The following is a 23,170-nucleotide window of genomic DNA, read 5'->3' as shown; positions in this document are numbered from 1 at the left end:
GCATGCGGGAGAGAGCACCGTCAACTGATGAGAGCAGTGCTCTTGACCTCGACGGGGAGGACGCGCACATTGGTTCTGAGAGCAGTGCTCTCACTTCCATTCAGGAAAGGCATGATCATGACGCTCTACGTCGTAACCGGAGCAGGACCCGTCGGCTGGACCATCGCCGAGCAGCTCGCCGAGCGCGGAGACACCGTCCGTCTCCTCACCCGCTCGGGCAGCGGTCCCGACCACCCGTCGGTGGAGAAGCTGCGGGCGGACGCCTCGGACCCCGCGGCACTGGCCTCGGCCATCGCCGGGGCCGCCGCCGTCTTCCACTGCATCCACGGCAGCGCCTACACCGCCGGATCCTGGCGGCGCGAACTGCCCGCCGCCGAGGCCGTGGTGCTCGACGCGGCACATCGCGCGGGCACCGTCGTCGTGTTCCCGGAGAGCCTCTACTCCTACAGCCACCCGGACACGGTCATGACCGAGGACGGCGAGCGCGCGGCCACCGGAGGCAAGCGCGGCGTCCGGACTGCACTCCTGGCGGCGCGGGCGGCCTCGCCGGCGTGCACGGTCTCGGTGATCGCCTCGGACTTCTACGGTCCGCGGGCCCGCATGGCCCACGCGGGTGAACGGATTATCCCGGCCATCCTGGCGGGCAAGGCGATCCAGCTGGTCGGCGATCCCGGGGCACCGCACTCCTTCACGTACGTGCCCGATCTCGCGGCGGCGATGATCACCGCGGCCGGCCTGCCCCGCGCCGCGGACCGGATGCTGCACGCACCCACCCTCCCGGCGCTGTCCCAGCGCGCGATGGCGGAGGCGTTCGCCCTGGCGGCGGGCGTCGTCGTGCCTCCGCTCAGGGGCATTCCCGGGTGGCTGCTGCGGGCGCTCGGCACCGTACTGCCGTCCATGCGGGAGATCGCCGAGCTGGCGTACCAGTTCGACCGGCCCTTCGTCATGGATTCCTCGGCCTCCGAGCGGCTCCTCGGGCTCGCCCCTACTCCCCTCGAACAGGGTGCCGCGGAGACCGTCCGGTGGTGGCGGGAGGACCTGGCCGTGGCCGGATCAGCCGCCTAGGGCACGAGGCGTGACGGTACGTACCCGAGGGCCTTGTCGACCACGCCGGGGAGCGGCTCCCCCGAGGCCCACAGCAGGAAGTTGCGTTCGAACTGAGCGGCGAGATCATCCAGCCAGGAATCGGCATTGCTCGCCATGTGCGGCGTCACGAGCACCGACGGCAGGGACCAGAACGGGTGGTCCCCGGGCAGCGGCTCGACGGCGAAGGTGTCGAGCACGGCTCCCGCCAGGGTTCCCGCGGTCAGGCGCCGCACGAGGGCGTCCTCGTCGACGAGCCGGCCGCGGCCGGCGTTGACCAGCACGGCAGAGGACGGGAGCGCGTCGATGACCCGGGCGTCCACGAGATGCTCGGTGGCCGGGGTGAGCGGTGCGACGAGGACGAGCCAGTCGACGTCCCCGACGATCCGCTCCAGGTCGCTCGAGGCGTGCACGCGGCCGAAGTCGGCGTCGTCCCCGCGCGCGGTGCGACCCACCCCCTCGACCCGCACGCCGACCGCGCGGAGCAGGCGGGCCGTGTGGCGGCCGATGCTGCCGGCGCCCACCACCAGGGCTCGGGTCCCGGCGATGTTCCTGCCCTCACGCCACGCCCAGACCCCCTCGTTCTGCCGGTCGCGGAGGGGACCGAACCCCTTAGCCGCGTGCAGCATGCCGCCGAGGACGTACTCGGCCATCGGCTGGTCGAAGATGCCGTGGGCGTTGGTGACGACGACGTCGGAGGCCACCAGCCCGGGGAACAGCAGCCTGTCCACCCCGGCCGCCGCGACGTGCAGCCAGCGCAGCGAGCCCGCGGCGTGCCAGGCCGCGGGCAGCGCTCCCGAGAAGTAGTCCCAGAGGTAGAGCACCTCCGCGCCGTCGAGCGCCCGGTCCAGGTCCCCGGCCTGCGCGATGCGGACGTCGGCGAGTCCGGCCACGCGCTCGAGCCCGCGCACCGGGCGGGCTCCCTCGAGGACTGCGACGACCGGCCGCCTAGCCACCGGACTGCTCCGAGCGGTGCCCCACCGGCCCCGCCGGGGCACTGGGCTCGTCGTCCGATGCCGTCGCGGCCGGGCCCTCGCCGGACGCCGTGCTCGGCGCGGGCGGAACGGCGTCGGGGTCCCCGGAGGCGACGCCGGTCGCCGGTCTGTTCTCGATCGACTGGTCGCGCAGGTACCGCAGCACCACGATCGCCACCGCCGTCGTGGGGACCGCGAGGAACGCCCCGATGATCCCGAAGAGCGTGCCGCCGGCCGTCACCGAGGCGAGCACGACGGCGGGATGGATCTCGAGGGTCCGCCCCACGAGCAGGGGCTGGATGAAGTTGCTCTCGAGCTGCTGGACCAGGACCACGAGACCGAGCACCGCGAGCGCGCTCACCCAGCCGTAGGCGAGGAACGCGACGAGCGTCGCGACGAGCCCGGAGACGATCGCCCCGACCACCGGGATGAAGGCGGAGAAGAACACCAGCACGGCCAGCGGGATGGCGAGCGGGATGTCGAGGAGCACCAGGCCGAGCCCGATGAACACGGCATCGACCAGAGCCACCGTGGCCTGCGCGAAGATGTAGGAGGAGAGGGCCCTCCACGTCCCGCTCGCGATCATGGACGCATGGCCGAACGCCGTCGAATTGGTCCAGCGCGCCGCCCAGGGCATGAAGCGGTCGCCGTCCTTGAGGCAGAAGAAGGTGAAGACGAGGGCCAGCAGCACCACCACCGTGCCGGACGTCAGCTCGCCCAGGCCCGTCGTGATGCCGCTGACGATGTTCCCCACGTTGGCCTGGACCTGGCTCAGTGCCGTGTCCACGATGCTGTCGAGGTTCGGGGTGTCGAGGTTCAGCGGCGGCCCGGCCACGAACGCGGCGAGGTCGGCGATGTTGTCCCGCGCGAGTCCGGAGAGGTCCGTGACGCCGCTCGCGATCGCGGGGATGGTCAGCGCCCCGATCCCCACGACGATCCCGATGAACCCCAGCAGAGTCACGAGTGCGGCGAGGACCTTCGGGAGGCCGCGGCGCAGGAACCTGTTGACGGGCCAGAGCACCGAGGCGAGCAGGAGGGCGAAGAGCGTGGGCAGGACGATGGACCAGAGTGCCTTCGTGAGGTACCAGAGGACCACCAGCCCGGCGAGGACGATGATGGAACGCGCCGTCCACGCGGCACTCACCTTGAGGCCGTCGGCGAAGGCGTGCGGCCTGAAGCGGCGGGCGACGGAGGAGCCGTGTGCCGCGGGGACAGGCCGGGGCGCGGGTTTCCATCGCCGCGCAGACCGTCGTGGAGATGGGGTCTCGGTGTCCGGGCTACCGGCGTCTGCTTCTGTCACGTAGCCATCCTGCCCTAAGCGGGCGGCTGCGGGCTCACCGCGCAGGGCGGCGTGACCCCTTGCAACTCAGGATGCGCCGGCCACCGGGAGGGCGCTGACCTGCTCGGCCGTCAGCCGGACCTGCTGGACGAGCCAGTCGACCATGAGCTGTCCGGCGCCGAGGTGCACGGCGCGCCCGTCATGCTGCTGTGCGTGCCAGCGCTCCACGTCGGTCGGCGAGCCGACCGCGGACAGGAAGTGGCTGAGCGGACAGTCGGCGAGCTCGCGCGGGTGCGGGGACCCGAGGCGCGCGAACTGCCAGTGGTAGGCGAGCGCTCCGAGGTGGGTCCGGAAGAGATCGGGGTGGAAGGCCTCGCCGAAGCGGCCGGCGAAGGCGGGCACCTCGGCGGCCGGGATGGGCCGGCAGAAGTAGTACCCCTGCCCGAGGGCGGCACCCAGCACCGTGACGGCCTCGGCGACGCTGCGGTCCTCGATGCCCTCGATCACCACCTTCATCCCGAAGTCCCGGCCCATCTGGATCAGGGTGGCGATCATGCTCAGCGCATCCGTGGGGCGCGTGTGGATGCCTGCAAGGAGATCACGGTCCAGCTTGATGGTGGTGAACGGCAGCGTGGAGAGACGCTTGAGACTGCTGTAGCCGGCTCCGAGATCATCCATCGCCACACCGACGCCGAGCCCGGCGATCTCCTGCAGCACCTCGCTCTGCGCCTCGGAGTCGACGCTGTCCGATTCCAGCAGCTCCAGCGTGAGGCATCCGGCGGGCACGGCGTGCCGGGCGAGCGAGGATGCCAGGTCGCCGACCAGGGCCGGGCGCAGGAGCACGGAGGGCGGCAGGTTCACCGAGATCCCGTCGCAGACCCCGTCGCGGTACCAGGCGCTGAAACGGTCCAGCGACTCGTCGAGCACCCGCGAGAACAGCCGGTCGAGATCGGCGGCGTCGAGGTGGGGCAGGAACTCACCGGGCGCGGCGAGACGACCGCCCGGCAGCTCCAGCCGTGCGAGCGCCTCGAAGAGGTGGACGCCCCCCTTCCTGAGGTCGACCACCGGCTGGAGGTGTACCACGACACCCGTGTCCAGGGCCCGCCGGTAGGACCGCCCGATCTCCTCGGGCGGTCCTACCGGACCGTCGTCGCCCGTGACGTCCGGGTCCGGCTCCCCTCCGACGGCGGCCCCGAGTTCCCACCACTGCACGCGGTCGGCCTTGCGCTGCTTCACGGCGTAGAGCGCTTCGTCGGCCGCACGGAGGACGTCGGCATCATCGGCGCCCTCGGCAGGCAGCAGGGCGATCCCCATGCTCATCCCGATCGTGACGTCGCTGCCGCCGACCAGGAAGGGCGTCCCCGCCATCTCGAGCAGAGGCTCGAGCAACCGGCGGAAGGCAGCGTCCGCGTCCGCCGGCGGGATGTCCCTGAAGATCACGAGGAACTCGTCGCCACCCATCCTGCCGAGGACGTCCCCGTCGCGGAGCAGCCCCTGGAGCCGCAGCGCCCACTCCCGCAGGAGCTCGTCGCCGGCCTCGTGACCGTAGCTGTTGTTGATGTCGCGGAAGTCGTCGAGGTCGATCAGCCCGATGGCGGGGACGTGCTCCCCCGCGGTGCCGGACCCGAGGAGCAGCCTGATGCGCTCCCCCATGGCCGTGCGGTTGGGCAGACCCGTCACCTGGTCGTGCAGGGCCTGGAAACGCAGCTGTTCGTGAAGCGCCATCCTGGTGTTGATGTCCCGCTGGACACTGACGAAATGCGTGACGGCGCCGCTCGCGGACCGCAGCGGCGTGATGCGCAGCGCGTTCCAGAAGGCAGAACCGTCCTTGCGGTAGTTGAGGATCTCCCCGTTGAAGGGCGTGCCGGCGGTGAGGGCGTGGCGGATGGCCGCCGTCGTCTCCGGGTCGGTGCCCGGGCCCTGCAGCATGCGGCAATTGCGCCCGAGGGCCTCCTCACGGCCGTACCCGGTGATGTTCACGAAGGAGTCGGAAACGTGCAGGATCTTCTGGTCGGCGTCGGCGATGAGCGAGATCTCGGACGTGGCGGCCATCGCCTGGATGAGCAGATCCTCCGGCACCCTGCCCTCGCCGAAGTGCGGCCCGTTCACCCCGTGCATGTTCCGCCCTCCCGCTGCGCAGTGCCACGGTGATCCCGGCCGCGGTCCGTGGCCTGGCGGCCTCCTAGCAAGGATCGTAGCCGCCTGACCCAGAATGGGTGATGGGCGCCTGACCCGCGCTTGCTCGCGCACCGCTCGCCGATCCCCGGGACTAGGGTGGGGAGGACATCCCCGACGTCGGCAGAAAGTCACCCATGCGCTCCGTGAAACTCGGCTCCACCGGACTCGACATCTCCCCCATCGCCCTCGGCTGCATGAGCTACGGAACGCCGGATCGCGGCAACCACGCCTGGACTCTGCCCGAGGAGGAGAGCCGCCCCCTGATCAGGGCGGCGGTCGACGCCGGCATCACGTTCTTCGACACCGCCAACGTCTACTCCGACGGCTCGAGCGAGGAGATCGTGGGCCGGGCGCTGGCCGAGTTCACCCGCCGCGAGGACATCGTGATCGCCACGAAGGTGCACGGCCGCATGCACGAGGGCCCGAACGGCGCGGGCCTCTCCCGCAAGGCGATCATGGCGGAGCTGGACAACAGCCTGCGGCGCCTCGGCACGGACTACGTGGACCTGTACCAGATCCACCGGTTCGACCCGGCGACACCGCTGGAGGAGACGCTCGAGGCACTGCACGACGTCGTGAAGGCCGGCAAGGTGCGCTACCTCGGTGCGTCCTCCATGTACGCGTGGCAGTTCTCCAAGGCCCTGTACCTGCAGCGCATGAACGGCTGGTCCCGCTTCGTGTCGATGCAGGACCACTACAACCTGATCAACCGCGAGGAGGAACGCGAGATGTACGGACTCTGCGCGGACCAGGGCATCGGCGTCCTCCCCTGGAGCCCGCTCGCCCGCGGCAAGCTCGCCCGGCGCTGGGACGAGACGACGTCGCGGTCCGAATCCGACCAGTTCGGTAAGACCCTCTACGGCACGCTCGACGCCGACCGCCGCGTCTCGGACGCCGTCGGGGCCGTCGCGGCGGACCGCGGGGTGACGCGGGCGCAGGTGGCCCTCGCCTGGGTGTCGCGGAACCCGGTGGTCTCCGCCCCGATCGTCGGCGTCGGCAAGCCCCACCACCTCGAGGACGCCCTCGCGTCCCTGGACATCGAGCTGACCGAGGACGAGGTCCGTGCCCTCGAGGAGCACTACGTCCCGCATCCGCTCGTCGGCTACTAGCCGCTCCCGGATGCTGCACCTCACCCCGGTGGTGCCGGCCGACGGACCGGCGGAAGGACGAGCGACGAGGGCACGTCCATCGCGGCCGGCAGCCGGCACGGGCCGCACGACGCCGATCGGCCGGAACGCGCCGGGCGCGGCGCCACAGGAGTCCGGGCGCCGTGACGGCTGACCTCGTCCTGCGGGGTGGCCGGGTGTTCGACGGGTTCTCCGTGCACCCCACCACCACCGCTGTCGCCGTCGAGGGCGGCAGGATCACCGCCGTCGGACCGGAGGCAGCGGTCCGAGCCGCCGCCGGATCCCGCACCGAGATCGTGGATCTGCACGGCCGCCTCGTGAGCCCGGGTCTCATCGACGCGCACGCCCACACGTTCATGGGAGGCATCGAGGCGCTCGCGTGCGACGTCGGGCACTGCGGGGGCGCCGACGAGGTGCAGGCCGAGGTGTCCCGGTATGCCCGCTCCACCGATCCCGGCGACTCCCCCTGGATCACCGGCGCCGGCTGGTACAAGGGACACTACGACGGCGGGTTCCCGGACGCATCCGTGCTCGACGCCGCCGTCCCCCACCGACCCGTCTACCTCATCAACCGCGACCACCACAGCGCGTGGGTGAACACCGCGGCGCTTCACCTCGCCGGGATCGACGACCGCACCCCGGATCCGGCGGACGGGAGGATCGGCCGGAGGCCGGACGGCTCGGCGAGCGGGATCCTGCACGAGGGCGCCATGTCGCTCGTGGCCCGGCTGCTCCCGCCGATCACCCGGGAGGCCGTCGAAGCGGGCATCCTCCACGGTCAGGCGCACCTGCACGCTCTCGGCGTCACGGGGTGGCAGGAGGCGATCATCGGCGAGTACGCCGGCTACCCCGACGCCGCCCCGGCGTACCGCTCCCTCGCCGCCTCCGGCCGCCTGACCGGACGGGCCTCGGGTGCTCTCTGGGTGCCCCGCGGCCTCACGCTCGGGGACCTCCCCGGCCTCGTCGACTCGTTCCGTGCCCGCCGGGACCTGAACGCCGCCGCCGGGTTCCCGACGTCGAGCGCCAAGATCATGGTCGACGGCGTCCCGGAGAACCGCACCGCTGCCATGCTCGAGCCCTACGAAAGCGCCGGGTGCACGTGCGGGGGCCGGACCGGGACGGACCGAGGCCCCACGTACCTCCCACCCGAGGTACTGGACGCCGCGGCCGAGGCCCTGGAGGCGGCCCGCTTCGACCTCCACCTGCACGCCATCGGGGACCGGGCCGTGCGGACGGCCCTCGACGCCGTCGGCCGCGCCGCGGTGGTCCTGCACCCGACGCCGGGCGGATCGCGATCCTGGGAGCCCCGGCACACGATGGCGCACGTGCAACTCGTGCACCCGGACGACGTCCCCCGCTTCGGCCACCTCGGGGTCACGGTCAACGCCCAGGCGCTCTGGGCCTGCAGCGACGAGCAGATGCGTTCCCTCACCGTCCCGCTGATCGGGGCGGAGCGCGCGCGGTGGCAGTACCCGTTCGCGTCGATGCTCGCGGGCGGAGCACCCCTGGCGATGGGCTCGGACTGGCCCGTCTCCGACGCCGATCCCTGGCAGGCGATCCACGTCGCGGTGCATCGGGCGCACCCGGACCACGGCGACACCGGACCGCTGGTCCCCGCGGAGGCCCTGGACCTCACGACGGCGCTGAGTGCCTACACCGCCGGGTCGGCGCGGGTGACGCGCTCGCCCGCGGGCGTGCTGCGGCCGGGGGCACCGGCCGATCTCGCGGTCCTCTCGGCCGATCCGTTCGGGCCCGACGGTCCCGCCCTGCACCGGCTCCGCGCGGACCTGACGATCGTGGGCGGCCGCGTGGTGTTCGAGCGGGCAGCCCACCGGGCATGAACCATGCCCCGTCGATCTGCTGCCCGGGCGGCGTCCGCCGTCGTCGCCCTCCCCACCGACCAGCCCGGCGCTGCCGGCGTCACCAGCGACCAGCCCGGCGCTGCCGGCGTCACCAGCGGCGGAAGCCGCCCTCCGAGCTGAGCACCTGGCCCACCATCCACCGGCCCTCGTCGCTCACCAGCCACGCGATGAGCCGCGCGGGATCGTCCGGCTCCCCGAAGCGCCCGCCCGGGAAGTGCGCCAGCACGGCTTGGAGCGTCTCGAGCGGCCGGTCCGCGGTGTCCGGGTCGAGATAGCCCGTGTTCACCGGTCCCGGATTCACCGTGTTGAGGACGATCCGCCGCTCGATGAGCCGGTCCGCGACCGACGCCGTCAGCCCTGCGAGCGCGGCCTTCGACGCCGCGTAGGCGATCTCCGACGGCATGGGGCCCGCCACCTGCCCGGACGTCATCCAGATGACGCGCCCGCCCTCTCGGCCGTCGTGCTGGTCGGCGAAGAACCTGGTGGCGAGGATGGTGGACCGCGTGTTCACCCGCCAGTGGGCGTCGAGGGCTTCGCCTGTGATCTCGTCGAGGGTGCCGTCCCCGCCGCTGCGCGCGTGGTTGCAGATGAGACCGTCCAGGTGTCCGAGCGAGGCGCCGGCCAGCTCGATGAGCCGCTCGGCGCCGTCGTCCTCCGCGAGGTCGACACTGCCGTGCGCGAGGGAGGCGCCCCCGCGGAGCCGTGTGCCGATGGAGTCGACGACGTCCTCGAGTCGATCCGAGCCCCACGGCTGCTCCTCGTCGTGGGGCGCGTAGTGGTGGAGGAACAGGCCGGCGCCCAGGTCGGCCAGGCGTGCGGCGACGGCGTGGCCGATGCCCTTGCGGCGGCTCACCCCGGTCACGACGAAGGAGCGCCCGCTGAGGGGGTAGGTGGTGTCCATCCGCCCAGCCTAGGTCGGTGGGCTTCGCTAGGCTGGGACCACGTCCGGCGGTCCCCATCCCGTCCCGTCGCCCAAGGAGTCCCATGCACCGTCCGGTCCCCCGCTCCCGCCTCCTGGCAGCAGGCATCGGTCTCTCCGTCCTCGGCCTGGCGGCCTGCTCGGGCCCGGTGCTCGGCCTCCTGGATCAGGAGCAGACCGATCGGGACCGGCTGACCATCCGGACGGACCTCGACGGGATCGACCTCGCGACCACCCGCTTCCTCGCCGAGCGCGACGGCGTCGAGTACTTCGCGGCACGGCCGGTGCAGGGGAACAGCGACGAGGACACGGTGTGCCTCCTGATCGAGGAAGGGATCGGTGTGGGGCTCGAGTGCGCACCGCTCGCCCGCGGGGCAGCCGGCGCGACCATCCGCGACAGCCGGGTGACCGCGGTCCTCCTGCCCGACGACGTCGACCGCAACGACCTCACGGACGAGGGCTTCGAGCTACTGCATCCGAACCTGGCGGTCCGGCCCGCCGACGCCGGATGACCCGTCCACCCGCCGCGCACATCTCCTGCTGGACACAGTGGTGCGGGGCGCGCCTAGCATGGGGGACACGGACAGCAGGACGCGACGACCGGGAGGCACCATGGCAGTAGCGGAGGACGACGGCGGCGAATTGATCGTCGGCGACGTGACGCACACGGGAGGCCGGGCGCTCGCCGTCGGACTCTCGCCCTCTCCCGGTCCGGACGGGAATCCGATGGTGCACATCGGCTGGGTGGAACAGGACCAGCAGCTCGAACTCTCGGTGGACGAGGCGCGCGCACTCCGCGACGAACTGACCCGCCTGATCGACGACGCCAGGACCGGCGGACCCTGATCCGCACGATGACCACGGGTCCCTGACGGCGACCGACTGATCATTCGTCGACGTGATGGCCGGACGACGCCTGGCTGCGAGACCTCCGGCTGCCCCGTCGGTCCGGTCAGGCGGAGACCTGTGTCTCCCCCACGGTGATGCGGTGGTTCCGCTCGCACTGGTACACGGCGAGCGTTCCCGCCGGTACGGGCCCTTCCGCAGGCCACTGGTCCTCGCTCAGTTCGATCAGGGCGGAACCGCAACTGGGGCAACGGGCTTCCATCGGTACGTCCTCTCCATGCGTCGGGTTCGGCGCCGGACCGATGCGGACGGTACCGGCTGCCGGAGTGGCGATCAGCCCAGTACACACCGCCCGGACACGCGGCGCCACACGCGTGCCGTACGCCGGGAGGACGTGACGGACAGCGCGCCGGCGGCTAGCCCGCCCTCCGCGCCGCCCGAGGACGTCGGCGCTCGGGCGAGCCGGGGCGTAGACGGGATCTGCTGGGATGCGTCGGACGGCGTCCACGCCCGGCGGGCCGTATCCATCCGACCCCCTGCCCGTCGGGTCGGCACAGGGCCGGATCCCCGTCGTCAGGTGCCGCTTCGATGCCTATAATCGGGGGTGCTCACAGCCGGAGTGGATCTCGCCGCCGAATCCCGGGGGACGGCCCTGGCCGTCCTCGACTGGTCCGGGACCTCCGTCACGGTCCACGTGGAGCTCGGCATCGCCGACGAGGCCATCGCCGCCGTCGCCCCGGACGTCGAGCGTCTCGGGATCGACTGCGCCTTCGGCTGGCCGGACGACTTCGTCACGTTCATCACGCGCCATGCCGCCGGGGAGCGGGTGGACGCGGGCCTCGACGAGGGGATGGCCTGGCGACGCCGGCTCTCCTACCGCGCGACGGACCGCGCCACGCGGGAGATCACGGGCAGGTGGCCGCTGAGCGTCGCCACGGACCGCCTCGGTCTGACCGCCATGCACTGCGCCGTGCTCCTCGACGCGGTGGGCGCCGCCCTGGGGACGCCCGTCGACCGCTCCGGCGTCGGGACCGCCGTCGAGGTCTATCCCGGAGCCACCCTGCGCGGGTGGGACTTCGGGACGAAGGGCTACAAGAACGACGCGGTCATCCGCGCCGCACTGCTGGCCCGCGTCCTCGAGCGCGCGCCGTGGCTGCTCCTCCGACCGGAGGACCGGCGCCTGATGGAGGTCTCCGACGATGCGTTCGACGCCGTGATCGCCGCGCTGGCAGCCCGGGCCCATGCCCTCGGGCTGACGCATCCCGTCCCCGAGGAGTACCGCGACCAGGCGGGCCGCGAGGGCTGGATCGCGCTGCCCGTGGCTCGCTTGGAGGACCTGGCGCCCTGACCGGGCCGGACTTCCGACCACACCCGACCGCACCACCCGACACATCGGAGACGAGGAGCGCTTGAGCATGGATCTGGTGGGCAGGGCTGCAGCCCTCTACGCACTCCCCCTCGACGGGTTCGTCGCCGCGAGGAACCTCGCCGCGAAGGAGGCCGCGCAGGGCGGTGACAAGGACCTCGCCGCTACCCTGAGGAAGCTCCCCAAGCCCTCGTCCGCCGCGTGGCTCGTCAACCTGCTCGTCTCCCGCCGTCGGGAGGAGGTGGAGCAGGTGCTCGAGCTCGCCGCGTCCCTGAGGGAGGCGCAGTCGAGTCCCGACCGCGCGCAGCTCCATGCCCTCGGGCAGCAGCGGCAGCGCCTCCTCGCCGCCGTCGCCCGGCAATCCCTCGACGCGGCGTCCGAGGCGGGGCACGACGTCGGACCTGCCGCCCTGCCCGACGTCGAACAGACGCTCCGGGCGGCACTCGCCGATCCCGCTGCGGCGGAGGCGGTCCTGACCGGGCGGCTCGTCCGGACGCTGGAAGCCACGGGGTGGGAGGCCGTGGACCTGGACGGCGCGGTCGGCGGCCCGTTCGACGCCCCGGCGCGCCCGGTGGACGACGCGGACGACGCGAACGACACGGACGACGCGAACGACACGGACGACGCGGACGACAGCACGGACAGTCGCGGCAGGGGCGGCGCCGAGGACGCCCGCCGGCCGGGACGGGCATCGCCCCAAAAGCGGTCCGCCGCCGGCCGGCGGGTCGCGGAGGCTACAGCGAGGGCGGCCCGGGACGCCCTCGAGAGTGCCCAGGACGAGGCAGCCCGGACGGAGCGGGCCGTGCAGCGGATCGCCACGCGGAGGGACGGCCTGACAGCTACCCTCGAGGACCTCGAGGACCGCATCGGCGCACTGCGCAGGGAGCTGGCGGACCTCGATGAGGAGGCAGCGGAACGGCGTCGTGAACAGGAGTCCGCGCAGGAAGCGCTCGAGGGTGCCGAGCAGGCCGACAGGACTGCCAGGAGCTCGCTCGCCGACCTCGATCCATGATGGGAGGCGGGATCGGGCTACGGTGTGCCGGCCCACGGGATCCGGGACCGGGCCCCGAACCGGAGGCGCGGCGTAGGATGTGTCGAACGGGATGGGCCCCGCGACGCCAGGAAGGAACCGTGACCGAACAGGAAGTACTGAGCGACGTCAACGACGATCTGTTCGCGCTGTTGACAGAGACCGCAGGCATCCAGGAGTTCCTCGACGAGTTCGCGGTGATGGCTGCGCAGCGCCTGTCCTCCACCGGCGACGTCTCCTGCGCCATCACGCTCGTGCGTCGGAAGAGGGCCGGGACCCTGGCCGCGAGTGACGACGTGGCGCGCCGTGCGGACGAGTTCCAGAACCGGTTCCACGAGGGACCGTGCCTGCAGGCCGCCCAGACGCAGTCATCCGTGTACTGCCGCGACACGTCGACGGACTCGCGCTGGCCCGCCTATCTCGCAAGGCTCGACACCGATCACATCCGCTCCATCCTCGGTGTCTCGTTCGCCCTCGAGACCAGCGGCATGGCCGCACTCAACCTCTACTCGAGCCGGGTCGACGCGTTCGACCCGGCGGGCATCAGGGCCGCGGAGGCGCTGGCCGAGGCCGCGTCCTCCTCCCTCCGCTTCGCCGTGCGCGCAGCATCCGCTGATGACGAGCGGCACGACCTGGAGGCTGCACTGTCCTCGCGGCAGACCATCAACACCGCCGTCGGGATCATCATGTTCCAGAACAAGTGCTCGCAGGCGGATGCCCTGGCCATCCTGCAGCGCGCATCGAGCAGCCGGAACGTCAAGCTGCGACTGGTCGCCGAGCGCGTCGTCGCGTCGGCGACGGAGCGTCCCTGACCGACGGAACCCCCTGAACAGCCCCCGATCCGCTCCGCGCCCCGGCTGTGCGCCGCCGAACCGACGGCGGAGCGCAGCGGCCGGACGCAGGGGGATTCAGTCGAAGTGCGTGGAGACGGGGGCGTCGACCGTACTGATCAGCACGTTCCGGGCGAGCTCACGGAGCTTCATGTTCCGCGCACTCGAGGCAGCACGAAGGATTTCGATGGCCTCCTCCTGGCTGCACCTGTTCTGGACCATCAGGACCCCCGCGGCGAGATCGATGGTGGTGCGGGACTCCATGGCGGCCGCGAGGTGATCGGCGCGGTCCCTCAGCCGGGGGAGCCGCAACGCCAGCCCCAGCGACGTGGCGCTTGCGGCGGCCAGTCGCTCCGCAGCGCAGCGGTGTTCGTCGGTGAAGCACGAGGGCCTCGATGAGTAGGACGTGATCACCGCCCGTTCCGGCCCTTGGACGGCGATCGGCGTCGAGAAGGCCGAGCGCACCCCATGACGGAGCGCGGCGGATCCGAAGAGGGGATCCTCACCGGCGAAGGAGAAGTCCGGCACCTCCACGGTGCGGCCGCTCGCGGCGGCCCGCACGGAGGGCCCGTCGTGCAGGTGGACCTCGAGCCGCGCGAGACGCCGTGCATCTCTCGTCGATCCGACGAGGAGGGGATGGGCCCGCGGTCTGAGGAGTGCGACGCTCGTGGTCGTGTCGTGGGGTCCGAACCCGGAAGCGGCCGACGTCGCTTCCACGAATCCTTCGAGGAAATCGTCGAGACCCGCACTGACGACCACGAGGTCCTGCAGGAAGCCCTGCAGATCCGTCTCCGGACGGATTCCGACGTCGTTCCCCATCGCCTACCCCCTCATGATTCGGGCGCCCGGGCACGGGCACCACGAACAACAAAGCTGCCGGCTGCTCAACAACTGCGGACCATGCTACCGACGCGGGATCCTTCCGGGCTAGACCGGACCGCGTGTCGGGCCGCCCGGGATTTGCCTGACCACCCCCGGAATCGCTATCTTGATCCTTGTCCAGCAGGGGGCGCCGAAGAGAGCCGGGACATCCGGCGCCAGGACATTTCGAGGTCTCCTTTGGACTCAGAGCCCAACCTCAACGAACTAGCCGTCGTCTTCGGTCGCGTCCGCGGCCTCCTCCTCACGGAACAGACGGTGCAGCACGCCATCGACCTCCTCGCGGAAGCAGCCCGCGACCTCATCCCGGGCGCGTCCGGCGCCGGGGTATCCCTCATCCATCAGGGACAGCGCACCAGCACCGGTGCCACCGACACCCTGGTCCGCCGCGCGGACGAACTGCAGTACGAACTCTCCGAGGGGCCGTGCCTCAGTGCCTGGTCCACCTCGAGCCCTGTGAGGACGGACGACACCCTGGCGCCGGACCAGCGCTGGGCCCGCTGGGCCGCAGCGGCCGCCGCGATGTCGGTCCGCTCGTGCCAGAGCGTGCCCCTCATCCAGGGCCGCACGACGATCGGGGCCATGAAGGTCTACTCGATGGACGCCGGGGCGTTCGACGAGACCACGGAGCGGGCCCTGACGCGCTTCGCCGTCCCGGCCGCCGCCCTGCTCAGCCATGTCCAGACGACCGAGACGCCGCAGCAGATCCGTTCGGAGCTCTCCGCCGCCCTGCAGCTGCGGGACCGCATCGGCATGGCCAAGGGCATCCTGATGGCCCAACTCGGCATCGACGACCGGTCGGCCTTCCGGGAACTGGTGTCCCGGGCCGAGGAGGGCCGACGATCGGTGGCGGACATCGCGCTGGAGCTGACGGGCGGTTCCGGTACCCCGGCCGCCTGACACCAGGACCGCCGCCGCCGTGTGGCGGGGGCGGTCCTGCTGATGCTCGTGCCGGTCGGCCGGCTGGGATCGGGAGCCGTCAGTACCCGCAGGGTGTCCGGTGGTCGGAGACCGCCGTGCTGGTGCCGGGTGCCGGGCAGAGGAACTGCAAGTACCACAGGTCGTCGTCGACGAACCTCTTGAGCCAGGAGATACTCGTCGCCGCGATGGTGGTGTTGCTCGTGTTCGGTGCGTAGTGCGATGCTCCGCGCAGTTCCACGTACGCCTTCCGGGACAGGTTCGTGAGGCCGTTGTAGAAGGGGATGGCGTGGCGGCCGACGGGCGCCACGCTGTCGTTCTGCGCGCCGATGTACCCGGGTGAGATCGCCACGGCGCCGAAGGTGCCCGCCGTCGTCGTGCTCGGGTAGTAGATGGTGCCGCCGCCGAAGGAGCGCGCAGCGGTGCTGGACACCGTGGCGGTCGCGGTGGCAAAGCTTCCGCGGGACGCCTCGATGCTCGCCCGGGTGGGCGCAGGGACGCTCCGGAACAGGCCGGGAGCCCGCCTGCGGCGCGGTGCCGGCGAGCTCCGTCCCCGACCGAGAGTAGGGCCGGCGTTCCGCGCCGGGCAAGGGAATTCGCCGCGCTCTGGTCATCGGGCGGGAGCCGTGGGACGGTGGGATGTTGCCCGCCGGAACGGTCGCGCCGGTGGTGGCGGTGGTGGCGGTCGGTAACGCTTGGGCATCGGGAATCGCCGCCGGGAGCGTCGGACTGTCCTCTTCGCGCAGGCCCTGCCTACTCTGGGCACAGGCGCCCCGGCGTCCACGCATCCGCATCGAAGCACGTTCCGTGCTGGAAGGACCGGCACGGTCGACGCCGGTGAGGTCTCACATGTACTTCGACAACGCCCTGCCCGCCGCCGAGCAGGAGCAGCTGACGCTCCTCGAGGACACCCGCGCCCGGTTGCTCGAGACGATGTTCTCGCTGCGCTGCGCCTGCGCGGACGTGTTCGCCGATCCCTTCCGGGCGGAGGAGCGCGACGGCGCCGCCTGGGAACTCGCGCGGGCCGTCGGTGACATCCACCGCTGCGATGAGCAACTCCATGCCCTGCGTGAGGTGGACCGGCTGTCCCGGCCAGGAGAGGCCGGGCGGCTGATCGGATCCGGCCTCGCGCAATGAAGCCGCCGGTGCGCAGGGTCCGGATCTCCTTCCCCGGCCGGGACGCCACCGGCGTCCAGCTCCCCCGCCCGGACCTCGGTGCCCTGATCGAGCGGGTCGCGACGGGTAATCGGCGGGCCTTCGAGGAGCTGTACCGCCGGACGGCCGGCAGCGTCTACGCGCTGGTGCGCCGCATCCTCGCGGACGAGGCAGCGAGCGCCGAGGTCACGCGGGACATCTACGTCCGTATCTGGGCCGGCGCCCACACCTACCGGCGCACGCTGGGCTCGGCCGAGAGCTGGCTCGTCAGCCTCACCCATCGCTGCGCGGTCGACGGCGCCAGGGCGGCCGCAGCCCCGAGCGCCCGGGCCCGACACGAGCAGCCCCTGCTGCCCGCGATCGCCGCCGGGGCGGCCGGGCGCTCGCTGTCCCTGCTGACGCCCGAGCAGGTGGAGGCGCTCGAACTCGCCTACTTCGGCGGCCTGACCCATGCCGATGCGGCTAGGAAACTGGGTGTCGACCGCTCCACCCTGCGCCTCCGGGTCAGCACCGCCCTCGCCCGGCTGCACCAGGGGATGGACGTCGCACGACCCCCGGGGTCCCCACGCCCGACCCTGCTCCCGCGGAAGCCCCGCTGACCGCCGTGCCTCTCAGCGGAGGCCGGCCGCCGGCCCCACGAGGGAGACGATGTTCCCGAGCAGGGCGGCATTGAAATCCACACCGAGCTGGTTGGGGATGGTGACGAGGAGGGTGTCCGCGGACTGCACGGCGGCATCGGCGGCGAGCTGTTCGGCGATGACGTCCGGCGCACCGATGTAGCTGCGGCCGAAGCGGGACCGGGCGCCGTCGAGGATGCCCACCTGGTCACGGGACTCGCGCTGGGCCTGGAGGCCGAAGTAGTACTCGTCCGCCTCGCTGACGATCGGCAGTATGCTCCGGCTGACCGAGACCCTCGGCGTCCAGCCGTGCCCTGCCCCGGCCCAGGCCTTCCGGAAAATGTCGATCTGCTCGGCCTGCAGTTCGTCGAAGGGGACCCCGGTGTCCTCGGTGAGCAGGGTGGAGCTCATCAGGTTCATGCCCTGCTCACCCGCCCACTGTGCCGTGGCCCTGGTGCCCGACCCCCACCAGATGCGCTCGGGCAGACCGGGCGAGAGCGGGTCCACCGGCAGCCGCGCAGTGCTGCCGGACATCCGGGGATTGGGCTCGGCGATGCCGTGGCCCGCGATGGCCCGGCGGAACAGCGCTGCCTTGTCCCGCGCGAGGTCGGCGTCGGTGCCACCCTCCTCCGGCTGGTAGCCGAAGGCACGGGAGCCCTCGAGTGCGGTCTCCGGGGAACCGCGGCTGATGCCGAGCTGGAGGCGCCTGTTGCTGATGAGGTCGGTGACGGCCGCCTCCTCCGCCATGTACAGCGGATTCTCGTAGCGCATGTCGATCACGCCCGTGCCGAGTTCGATGGTCCTCGTCCGCGCGGCCATGGCTGCGAGCAGCGGGAACGGTGCCGAGTACTGCGGCGCGAAGTGGTGGACACGCATGTACGCGCCGTCGACGCCGAGCTCCTCGGCGGCCACGGCCAGCTCCACGGCCTGCACGAGGGCCTCCTGCGCGGTGGGGACCAGCGAGCCGCGCACGTCCTGGTAGTGGCCGAAGGACAGGAACCCGATCTTTTTCATACCCGGTGAAGCGCACCGCGGGCGTCGCGCATTCCCGTGCCGGCGGCCGCGCTGTCCGGTGGGTGGACGCGGGAGCATCCACCGGGCGGAGCATGCGAGACTCCGATCATGACGATCCCCATCAAGGCCTACGCCCACGTCCGCCTCACGGTCACCGACATCGATGCTTCCCGTGCCTTCTACGACGCCGTCTTCGGGCTGCCCGTGGCCTTCGAGGTACCCGACGACGCGGACGACGCGACCCGGGAGCAGCTCGGGTTCCTGTACGGCGGCGTGATCTACCAGCTCGGCGACACCCTGCTCGGCCTGCGGCCGGTGGCCGAGGACCGCTTCAGCGAGAACCGTGTGGGGCTCGACCACCTCGCCTTCACCGTCGCCGACCGCTCCGTGCTCGACGATGCCGCGTCGTTCCTCGACGGTCGGGGCATCGCGCACGGCGGCGTGAAGGACATCGGCGCGGGCTGCATCCTCGAGTTCCGGGACCCGGACAACATCGCCCTCGAACTCTTCGCTCCGCAGGCCTGACGGGTAGCGGTCCGGGCTTCAGGCGCCCGCGTTCACCTCGATCTCGGCCAGGTCCGCCAGCGTGCCGAGATACGCCCGCTCCCTGGCGCAGAGGTGGCGGGGCTCCGTGTCGACGAGGCACAGGCTTCCCACGAACCAGCCGCTCGGACCGCGCAGCGGTATGCCCGCGTAGAAGCGGGCGAAGGGCTCCCCGACCACGAAGGGGTGGGTGCTGAACCGCGGGTCGATCCGCATGTCCGGGATCAGCAGGAGTCCGTCCTGCTTGATCGTGGTGTCGCAGAGGGCGAGGTCCCGGGGGATGGTGCGTGGCAGGTCTCCGACGAAGGACTTCAGGAACTGACGGTCCTCGGAGATGAAGGAGATGATGACGGTCTGCACGCCGAAATAGGACTGGGCATCGCGGGTCAGGCGGTCGAACCGCTCCTCCTGCGGCGAGTCGAGCAGCCCGGTGCGGCGCAGGGAGCGCAGGCGCTGGCGCTCGGACTCCCGCCGCGAGGGGAGGGTGATGGACGGGTCCAGGGCGACGGGCGCTCCGGGGGGTGGGGAGAAGGGCAAAAGGTGGATCCGCTCGATGGGGTGAGACCAGGTCCCGCAAGTGGGGAGGGATATCTTCATCCTGCCTGCTCCGCATCAAGCCAGGGCGTCATTCGGGCCCTCCGGACCAAAGCTTTACCGAACGTTTGCACAAGCGTGGAAGACAGGACGGGCCCCGAGGGGGCGGATGGGGCCCGTCCTGCTACAGGTAGGTCGTTGCCGGACACCCGATCCGCACGGTGGAGAACCTGTGATGCCCGCCACAGCACGACGCCGGCCGCCTCCGAGGAGGGGCCGGCGTCGTCCGTCCGTGCGTCAGGACAGTGCGTCAGGGCAGGGCGTCAGGGCAGCTTGACCGCAAGCACGTTGCAACGGGCGGAGAGCAGGATCGTCTGCGCCGTCGAGCCCATGATCAGCTTGCCCACCGGTGTCCGGTGGCGCAGTCCGATCACGATCAGCTCCGCATCGATCTCCTCCGCCACGTCGACCACCTCCTCGGCCGCCGTGGCCTCGGAGATGCTGTGCCGGATCGAGTAGGGCACCCCCGTGGCGTTCAGCATGCCCTCGAGCTTGGAGACGTCCTCGGAATCCGCGTACGCCGGGTTGACGAGGCGGTCCGCCCGGGTGGTGTTGATCACCACGAGCTCGGCGCCGCGACGCCGCGCCTCCTCCACCGCCTGCGTGACGGCGGCCTCGCCCAGGGCGTTGGGCACGTAGCCCACCACGATGCTGCTCATCGGTCGGTGTCCTCTCGGGTGTCGGATGCGCGCGTCACGGGAGCGACGGCGGTCTCGGGTGCCGTGGCGGAACCACGGACGACGTCGGGGGCGTCGGCGTTCGCCGCCACCATCGCCTCGAACTGGCGCTGCCGGCGCTTCAGGAGCATGGACAGCGCGAAGATCACCAGGAGCACCACGTAGATGGTGGCCGCGACCGGCGACTGCACGAGCGCCACGGGATCACCCTGCGAGATCGCGAGCGAGCGCCGCAGCTGGCTCTCGAAGATGGGCCCGAGGATGAGTCCCACCACCATCGGCGCGATCGGGTAGCCGTAGCGGCGCATGAAGAACCCGAGGATGCCGACGATCAGCAGGATGATGACGTCGATCGGCGTGAAGTTCACGGAGAACGCACCGAGCACAGCGAACACCAGGATGCCCGAGTACAGATAGGGCCGCGGGATCTGGAGGATCTTGACCCAGATGCCGACCAGCGGCAGGTTGAGCACCAGGAGCATCAGGTTGCCGACGTAGAGGCTCGCGATGAGCGCCCAGACCAGCGTGCTGTTGGACTCGAAGAGCTGCGGGCCCACCGGGATCTGGTAGCGCTGGAACGCCACCAGCATCATGGCGGCGGTCGCCGTGGTCGGGATGCCGAGCGTCAGGAGAGGCACGAGCACACCTGCGGCTGCCGCGTTATTGGCGGCCTCCGGACCGGCGACGCCCTCGATGGCGCCCTTGCCGAACTCCTTCTTGTTCTTCCCCTTGGCGAGCTTGCGCTCGGAGGCGTAGGACAGGAAGGTCGCGACGTCCGCACCGCCGGCGGGGATGGTCCCGACGGGGAAGCCGATCGCCGTGCCGCGGAGCCAGGGCTTCCACGAGCGGCGCAGATCCTCCTTGCGGAGCCAGCTGGTCCAGCCGCCGGTCACCGGGATGATCTTGATCGGGCCGTGGCGCAGGCGCGAACCCACGTAGAGCGCCTCGCCGACGGCGAAGAGCGCGACCGCCACGAGGACGACGTCGATCCCGTCCGCGAGGAAGGGGCTACCGAAGGTGTAGCGCTGCTGGGCGGTGAGCGCATCGAACCCGACGAGGGCGATGAACAGGCCGAGCCCCAGCGAGGCGAGTCCGCGCAGCACCGAGGACCCGAGCAGCGCGCCCACCGTGAGGAAGGCGACGACCATCAGGGCCACGTACTCGACGGGGCCGATCTGCACGGCGAAGGCCGCGACATAGGGGGCCACGAAGCTCAGCAGCACCGTCGCGATGGTGCCGGCCACGAAGGAACCGACCGCCGCCGTCGCCAGGGCTGCCGCTCCCCTGCCGGCCTTGGCCATCTTGTTGCCCTCGAGCGCCGTGACGATCGACGACGACTCCCCGGGGGTGTTGAGCAGGATGGAGGTCGTCGAGCCGCCGTACATCCCGCCGTAGTAGATGCCGGCGAAGACGATGATCGCCGCCGTCGGCTCCAGGCTGTAGGTGATGGGCATCAGCAGGGCCACGGTCATGGCCGGCCCGATACCCGGCAGCACGCCGACGGCGGTGCCGACGAGGACGCCGCCGAGCGCGTAGAGGAGGTACATGGGCTGCATCGCCGTGGCGAAGCCCTCCATGAGCAGGAAGAAGTTATCCACCGAAGACACCGAACCCTTCCAGGAAGCCGGGCGGCAGGGACACGCCGAGCAGCCCGCCGAAGACGAACTGCAGCACCAGCGCCAGGATGATCGCGGTCATGAGGTTGCGCCACCACGGGCGGGCTCCGAGCGACCAGGCGGCACCGAAGAACAGGAGCGCGGCGGCGACGGGCCAGCCGAGCGGCACGATCAGGAAGGCGTGCAGGAGGACGAACCCGCTGAGCTTGCCGACCGTCAGCCAGTCGGTCTTCGCCTCGAGGTCCACGTCCTCGCCCTCGTCGGCCGCACCGCGGTGGCCGCGCAGGACCTGGAGCACCAGGCCCGCTCCGACCACCACGAGCAGGGCGGAGACGGCGAAGGGGAAGGCACGGGGGCCGATGTCGCTGGCCGACGGCGGGGTCTGGATACCGGCGCCCGCCACGAACCCGACCACGCCGATGCTCACGATGATGAGCGCGAAGACCAGCTCACCGACCGGCGCTCCGGGAGCGGCGGCCGTGCCGCTCCCGGGGGCGTTCTGTACGGAGGTACTCATGGCCTAGAGCAGCCCGATGTCGGTGAGGGTCGTCTTGACGCTGGTGATGTCCTCATCGAGGAAGGTCTGGAACTCCTCGCCGGCGAGGAAGGCGTCCGACCAGTTGTTCTCCTCGAGCGTGGCCGTCCAGGTCTCGGTCTCGTGGAGGTCGGTGACCAACTGCGTCAGCTTCTCCGCCTGGGCGTCGTCGATGTTCCCGGGCGCCACGACGCCGCGCCAGTTGGTGAGGACCAGGTCGATGCCCTCCTCGGTGAGGGTGGGGGTGTCGGGCAGTTGCGGGGCGGCTTCCTCGCCGGAGACCGCGAGGGCGCGCAGCTTGCCTGCGTTCACCTGCTCCGCGTACTCACCGACACCCGAGATCCCGGCGTTCACCTTGTTGCCGAGGAGCGCCGCGAGGGACTCGCCGCCGCCCGAGTACGGGATGTAGTTCAGGTTGTCGGGGGTGATGCCCGCTTCCTTCAGCACGGACCCGGCGAGGATGTGGTCGGCTCCGCCGGCGGAGCCGCCCGTGATGGAGACGCCCTGGCCCTTGGACTCGATGTCGTCGAGCAGGTCCTGCACGGTCTGGTACGGCGAGTCCGCGGGGACCACGATCACGAGGGGTTCCTCGGTCAGGCGGGCGATCGGCGTGGTGTCCTCGATCCGGTTGGCGGCGTTGTTGGTCTCCACCGCGCCGACCATGACGTAGCCCATCACCATCAGCGTGTTGGGATCCGTCTCCGTGGCGAGCTGCGCGAGGCCGTTGGTGCCACCGGCACCACCGACGTTGACCACGGAGGCGTTGCCCACGAGGTCGTTCTCCTTGAGGTCCGCCTCCATGGCACGGCCCGTCTGGTCCCATCCTCCGCCGGGATCGGCGGGGACCACGATGTTGAGCTTCTCGATGGCGCCGCTCTCCTCGCCCGCCGTCGTGCTCTCCGTCATGGAGCTGCAGGCCGAGAGGGCGAGGGCGGAGGCGAGGGCCAGGGCGGTGAGGGTCGAACGGCGCGCCGTTGTGCGATCGATCGTCATGATGTTCTCTTCCTTGAGATGTGGTCGCTCGTGCCGAGCGGGAGATGTGATGCGGATCACCACTGCTGTCCTCAGGGTAGGAAGGCCCCTGCGCAGCGGTAAAGAATGCGGTCGTAGTGCTCGTATTGGTCTTTG

The 23,170-nt window shown here is 71.3% G+C and carries 25 protein-coding genes; 12 read left to right on the top strand and 13 right to left on the bottom strand.

Annotated elements, in window-relative coordinates; all coding sequences use genetic code 11:
* Window positions 1–111: 111 nt before the first annotated feature.
* Window positions 112–1,065 carry an NAD-dependent epimerase/dehydratase family protein gene (locus tag ASF21_RS09270; protein WP_200914804.1) on the top strand — a complete coding sequence of 318 codons (954 nt, stop codon included), beginning with the start codon at window positions 112–114 and terminating at the stop codon, window positions 1,063–1,065.
* On the opposite strand, the gene ASF21_RS09265 is transcribed toward ASF21_RS09270, so the two are convergent.
* The 3 genes from ASF21_RS09265 to ASF21_RS09255 all read right to left on the bottom strand — a co-directional run bounded on the left by ASF21_RS09265 (window position 1,062) and on the right by ASF21_RS09255 (window position 5,454).
* Entirely contained in the window at window positions 1,062–2,039 is a 978-nt protein-coding gene (locus tag ASF21_RS09265; RefSeq protein ID WP_055769926.1) for a D-2-hydroxyacid dehydrogenase, read from the bottom strand. The genes ASF21_RS09270 and ASF21_RS09265 overlap by 4 nt on opposite strands.
* On the bottom strand, window positions 2,032–3,357 hold the full coding sequence (locus ASF21_RS09260; protein ID WP_162237526.1) for an AI-2E family transporter: 1,326 nt from the start codon (window positions 3,355–3,357) through the stop codon (window positions 2,032–2,034). The genes ASF21_RS09265 and ASF21_RS09260 overlap by 8 nt, the downstream gene beginning before the upstream one ends.
* A 66-nt stretch (window positions 3,358–3,423) precedes the next feature.
* Window positions 3,424–5,454, bottom strand: a complete 2,031-nt coding sequence (locus tag ASF21_RS09255) for a putative bifunctional diguanylate cyclase/phosphodiesterase (protein ID WP_055769921.1) — start codon at window positions 5,452–5,454, stop codon at window positions 3,424–3,426.
* A gap of 194 nt (window positions 5,455–5,648) precedes the next feature.
* On the opposite strand from ASF21_RS09255, the gene ASF21_RS09250 reads away from it, so the two are divergent.
* On the top strand, window positions 5,649–6,623 hold the full coding sequence (locus ASF21_RS09250; protein WP_055769919.1) for an aldo/keto reductase: 975 nt from the start codon (window positions 5,649–5,651) through the stop codon (window positions 6,621–6,623).
* Window positions 6,624–6,784: 161 nt separating this feature from the next.
* Window positions 6,785–8,482 carry an amidohydrolase gene (locus ASF21_RS09245; protein WP_055769917.1) on the top strand — a complete coding sequence of 566 codons (1,698 nt, stop codon included), beginning with the start codon at window positions 6,785–6,787 and terminating at the stop codon, window positions 8,480–8,482.
* Window positions 8,483–8,591: 109 nt separating this feature from the next.
* On the opposite strand, the gene ASF21_RS09240 is transcribed toward ASF21_RS09245, so the two are convergent.
* Window positions 8,592–9,404, bottom strand: a complete 813-nt coding sequence (locus ASF21_RS09240) for an SDR family oxidoreductase (RefSeq protein ID WP_055769915.1) — start codon at window positions 9,402–9,404, stop codon at window positions 8,592–8,594.
* A gap of 83 nt (window positions 9,405–9,487) precedes the next feature.
* Here ASF21_RS09240 and ASF21_RS09235 point away from each other — a divergent pair, with 83 nt between their 5' ends.
* Both ASF21_RS09235 and ASF21_RS09230 read left to right on the top strand, forming a co-directional pair.
* Complete coding sequence (locus tag ASF21_RS09235) at window positions 9,488–9,934, top strand: hypothetical protein (protein ID WP_055769913.1); 447 nt, start codon at window positions 9,488–9,490, stop codon at window positions 9,932–9,934.
* A 100-nt stretch (window positions 9,935–10,034) separates the two neighbouring features.
* Window positions 10,035–10,268: a hypothetical protein gene (locus ASF21_RS09230; RefSeq protein ID WP_055769911.1), complete on the top strand. Its 234-nt coding sequence runs from the start codon at window positions 10,035–10,037 to the stop codon at window positions 10,266–10,268.
* 106 nt (window positions 10,269–10,374) lie between these two features.
* Here ASF21_RS09230 and ASF21_RS17155 read toward each other — a convergent pair whose 3' ends face one another.
* Window positions 10,375–10,530 carry a hypothetical protein gene (locus tag ASF21_RS17155; protein WP_191931883.1) on the bottom strand — a complete coding sequence of 52 codons (156 nt, stop codon included), beginning with the start codon at window positions 10,528–10,530 and terminating at the stop codon, window positions 10,375–10,377.
* Window positions 10,531–10,872: 342 nt separating this feature from the next.
* Between ASF21_RS17155 and ASF21_RS09225 the strand changes: the two genes are divergently transcribed.
* The 3 genes from ASF21_RS09225 to ASF21_RS09215 all read left to right on the top strand — a co-directional run bounded on the left by ASF21_RS09225 (window position 10,873) and on the right by ASF21_RS09215 (window position 13,476).
* On the top strand, window positions 10,873–11,616 hold the full coding sequence (locus tag ASF21_RS09225) for a DUF429 domain-containing protein (protein WP_055769909.1): 744 nt from the start codon (window positions 10,873–10,875) through the stop codon (window positions 11,614–11,616).
* 61 nt (window positions 11,617–11,677) lie between these two features.
* Window positions 11,678–12,646, top strand: a complete 969-nt coding sequence (locus ASF21_RS09220; RefSeq protein WP_157365830.1) for a hypothetical protein — start codon at window positions 11,678–11,680, stop codon at window positions 12,644–12,646.
* Window positions 12,647–12,765: 119 nt separating this feature from the next.
* Entirely contained in the window at window positions 12,766–13,476 is a 711-nt protein-coding gene (locus tag ASF21_RS09215; RefSeq protein ID WP_235498735.1) for a GAF and ANTAR domain-containing protein, read from the top strand.
* A gap of 96 nt (window positions 13,477–13,572) precedes the next feature.
* Here the strand turns inward: ASF21_RS09215 and ASF21_RS09210 are convergent, their stop codons facing one another.
* Window positions 13,573–14,313 (bottom strand): GAF and ANTAR domain-containing protein, encoded by a 741-nt coding sequence (locus ASF21_RS09210; RefSeq protein WP_055769904.1) that lies wholly within the window; start codon window positions 14,311–14,313, stop codon window positions 13,573–13,575.
* 240 nt (window positions 14,314–14,553) lie between these two features.
* On the opposite strand from ASF21_RS09210, the gene ASF21_RS17035 reads away from it, so the two are divergent.
* Entirely contained in the window at window positions 14,554–15,273 is a 720-nt protein-coding gene (locus ASF21_RS17035; protein WP_055769902.1) for a GAF and ANTAR domain-containing protein, read from the top strand.
* Between the two features lie 79 nt (window positions 15,274–15,352).
* Here ASF21_RS17035 and ASF21_RS09200 read toward each other — a convergent pair whose 3' ends face one another.
* Window positions 15,353–15,724: a hypothetical protein gene (locus ASF21_RS09200; RefSeq protein ID WP_055769900.1), complete on the bottom strand. Its 372-nt coding sequence runs from the start codon at window positions 15,722–15,724 to the stop codon at window positions 15,353–15,355.
* 416 nt (window positions 15,725–16,140) lie between these two features.
* Between ASF21_RS09200 and ASF21_RS09195 the strand changes: the two genes are divergently transcribed.
* Window positions 16,141–16,428 carry a hypothetical protein gene (locus tag ASF21_RS09195; RefSeq protein ID WP_055769899.1) on the top strand — a complete coding sequence of 96 codons (288 nt, stop codon included), beginning with the start codon at window positions 16,141–16,143 and terminating at the stop codon, window positions 16,426–16,428.
* Window positions 16,425–17,045 carry a sigma factor-like helix-turn-helix DNA-binding protein gene (locus tag ASF21_RS09190; protein WP_055769897.1) on the top strand — a complete coding sequence of 207 codons (621 nt, stop codon included), beginning with the start codon at window positions 16,425–16,427 and terminating at the stop codon, window positions 17,043–17,045. Before ASF21_RS09195 ends, ASF21_RS09190 begins: the two co-directional genes overlap by 4 nt.
* A gap of 12 nt (window positions 17,046–17,057) precedes the next feature.
* Here ASF21_RS09190 and ASF21_RS09185 read toward each other — a convergent pair whose 3' ends face one another.
* Window positions 17,058–18,077: an LLM class flavin-dependent oxidoreductase gene (locus ASF21_RS09185; protein WP_055769895.1), complete on the bottom strand. Its 1,020-nt coding sequence runs from the start codon at window positions 18,075–18,077 to the stop codon at window positions 17,058–17,060.
* 108 nt (window positions 18,078–18,185) lie between these two features.
* On the opposite strand from ASF21_RS09185, the gene ASF21_RS09180 reads away from it, so the two are divergent.
* On the top strand, window positions 18,186–18,602 hold the full coding sequence (locus ASF21_RS09180; RefSeq protein ID WP_055769893.1) for a VOC family protein: 417 nt from the start codon (window positions 18,186–18,188) through the stop codon (window positions 18,600–18,602).
* 18 nt (window positions 18,603–18,620) lie between these two features.
* On the opposite strand, the gene ASF21_RS09175 is transcribed toward ASF21_RS09180, so the two are convergent.
* The 5 genes from ASF21_RS09175 to ASF21_RS09155 all read right to left on the bottom strand — a co-directional run bounded on the left by ASF21_RS09175 (window position 18,621) and on the right by ASF21_RS09155 (window position 23,035).
* The gene (locus ASF21_RS09175; RefSeq protein ID WP_082471401.1) at window positions 18,621–19,217 is read right to left on the bottom strand and encodes a GAF domain-containing protein; all 597 of its coding nucleotides are present in this window, start codon (window positions 19,215–19,217) and stop codon (window positions 18,621–18,623) included.
* 260 nt (window positions 19,218–19,477) lie between these two features.
* The gene (locus tag ASF21_RS09170; RefSeq protein ID WP_055769889.1) at window positions 19,478–19,873 is read right to left on the bottom strand and encodes a universal stress protein; all 396 of its coding nucleotides are present in this window, start codon (window positions 19,871–19,873) and stop codon (window positions 19,478–19,480) included.
* Window positions 19,870–21,489, bottom strand: a complete 1,620-nt coding sequence (locus tag ASF21_RS09165) for a tripartite tricarboxylate transporter permease (protein ID WP_082471400.1) — start codon at window positions 21,487–21,489, stop codon at window positions 19,870–19,872. The genes ASF21_RS09170 and ASF21_RS09165 overlap by 4 nt, the downstream gene beginning before the upstream one ends.
* A complete protein-coding gene (locus ASF21_RS09160) occupies window positions 21,482–22,024 on the bottom strand; it encodes a tripartite tricarboxylate transporter TctB family protein (RefSeq protein ID WP_055769887.1) in 543 nt (180 codons plus the stop codon). The genes ASF21_RS09165 and ASF21_RS09160 overlap by 8 nt, the downstream gene beginning before the upstream one ends.
* Before the next feature lie 3 nt (window positions 22,025–22,027).
* Complete coding sequence (locus tag ASF21_RS09155) at window positions 22,028–23,035, bottom strand: Bug family tripartite tricarboxylate transporter substrate binding protein (protein ID WP_055769886.1); 1,008 nt, start codon at window positions 23,033–23,035, stop codon at window positions 22,028–22,030.
* Between the last annotated feature and the right edge of the window lie 135 nt (window positions 23,036–23,170).

Origin of the sequence: Arthrobacter sp. Leaf234 (assembly GCF_001422665.1) — a bacterium.
In the GTDB taxonomy this organism is placed as follows: Bacteria; Actinomycetota; Actinomycetes; order Actinomycetales; family Micrococcaceae; genus Arthrobacter_D.
Note: the sequence above shows the minus strand (reverse complement) of the source record. Positions and strands in the feature narration are given on the sequence as shown.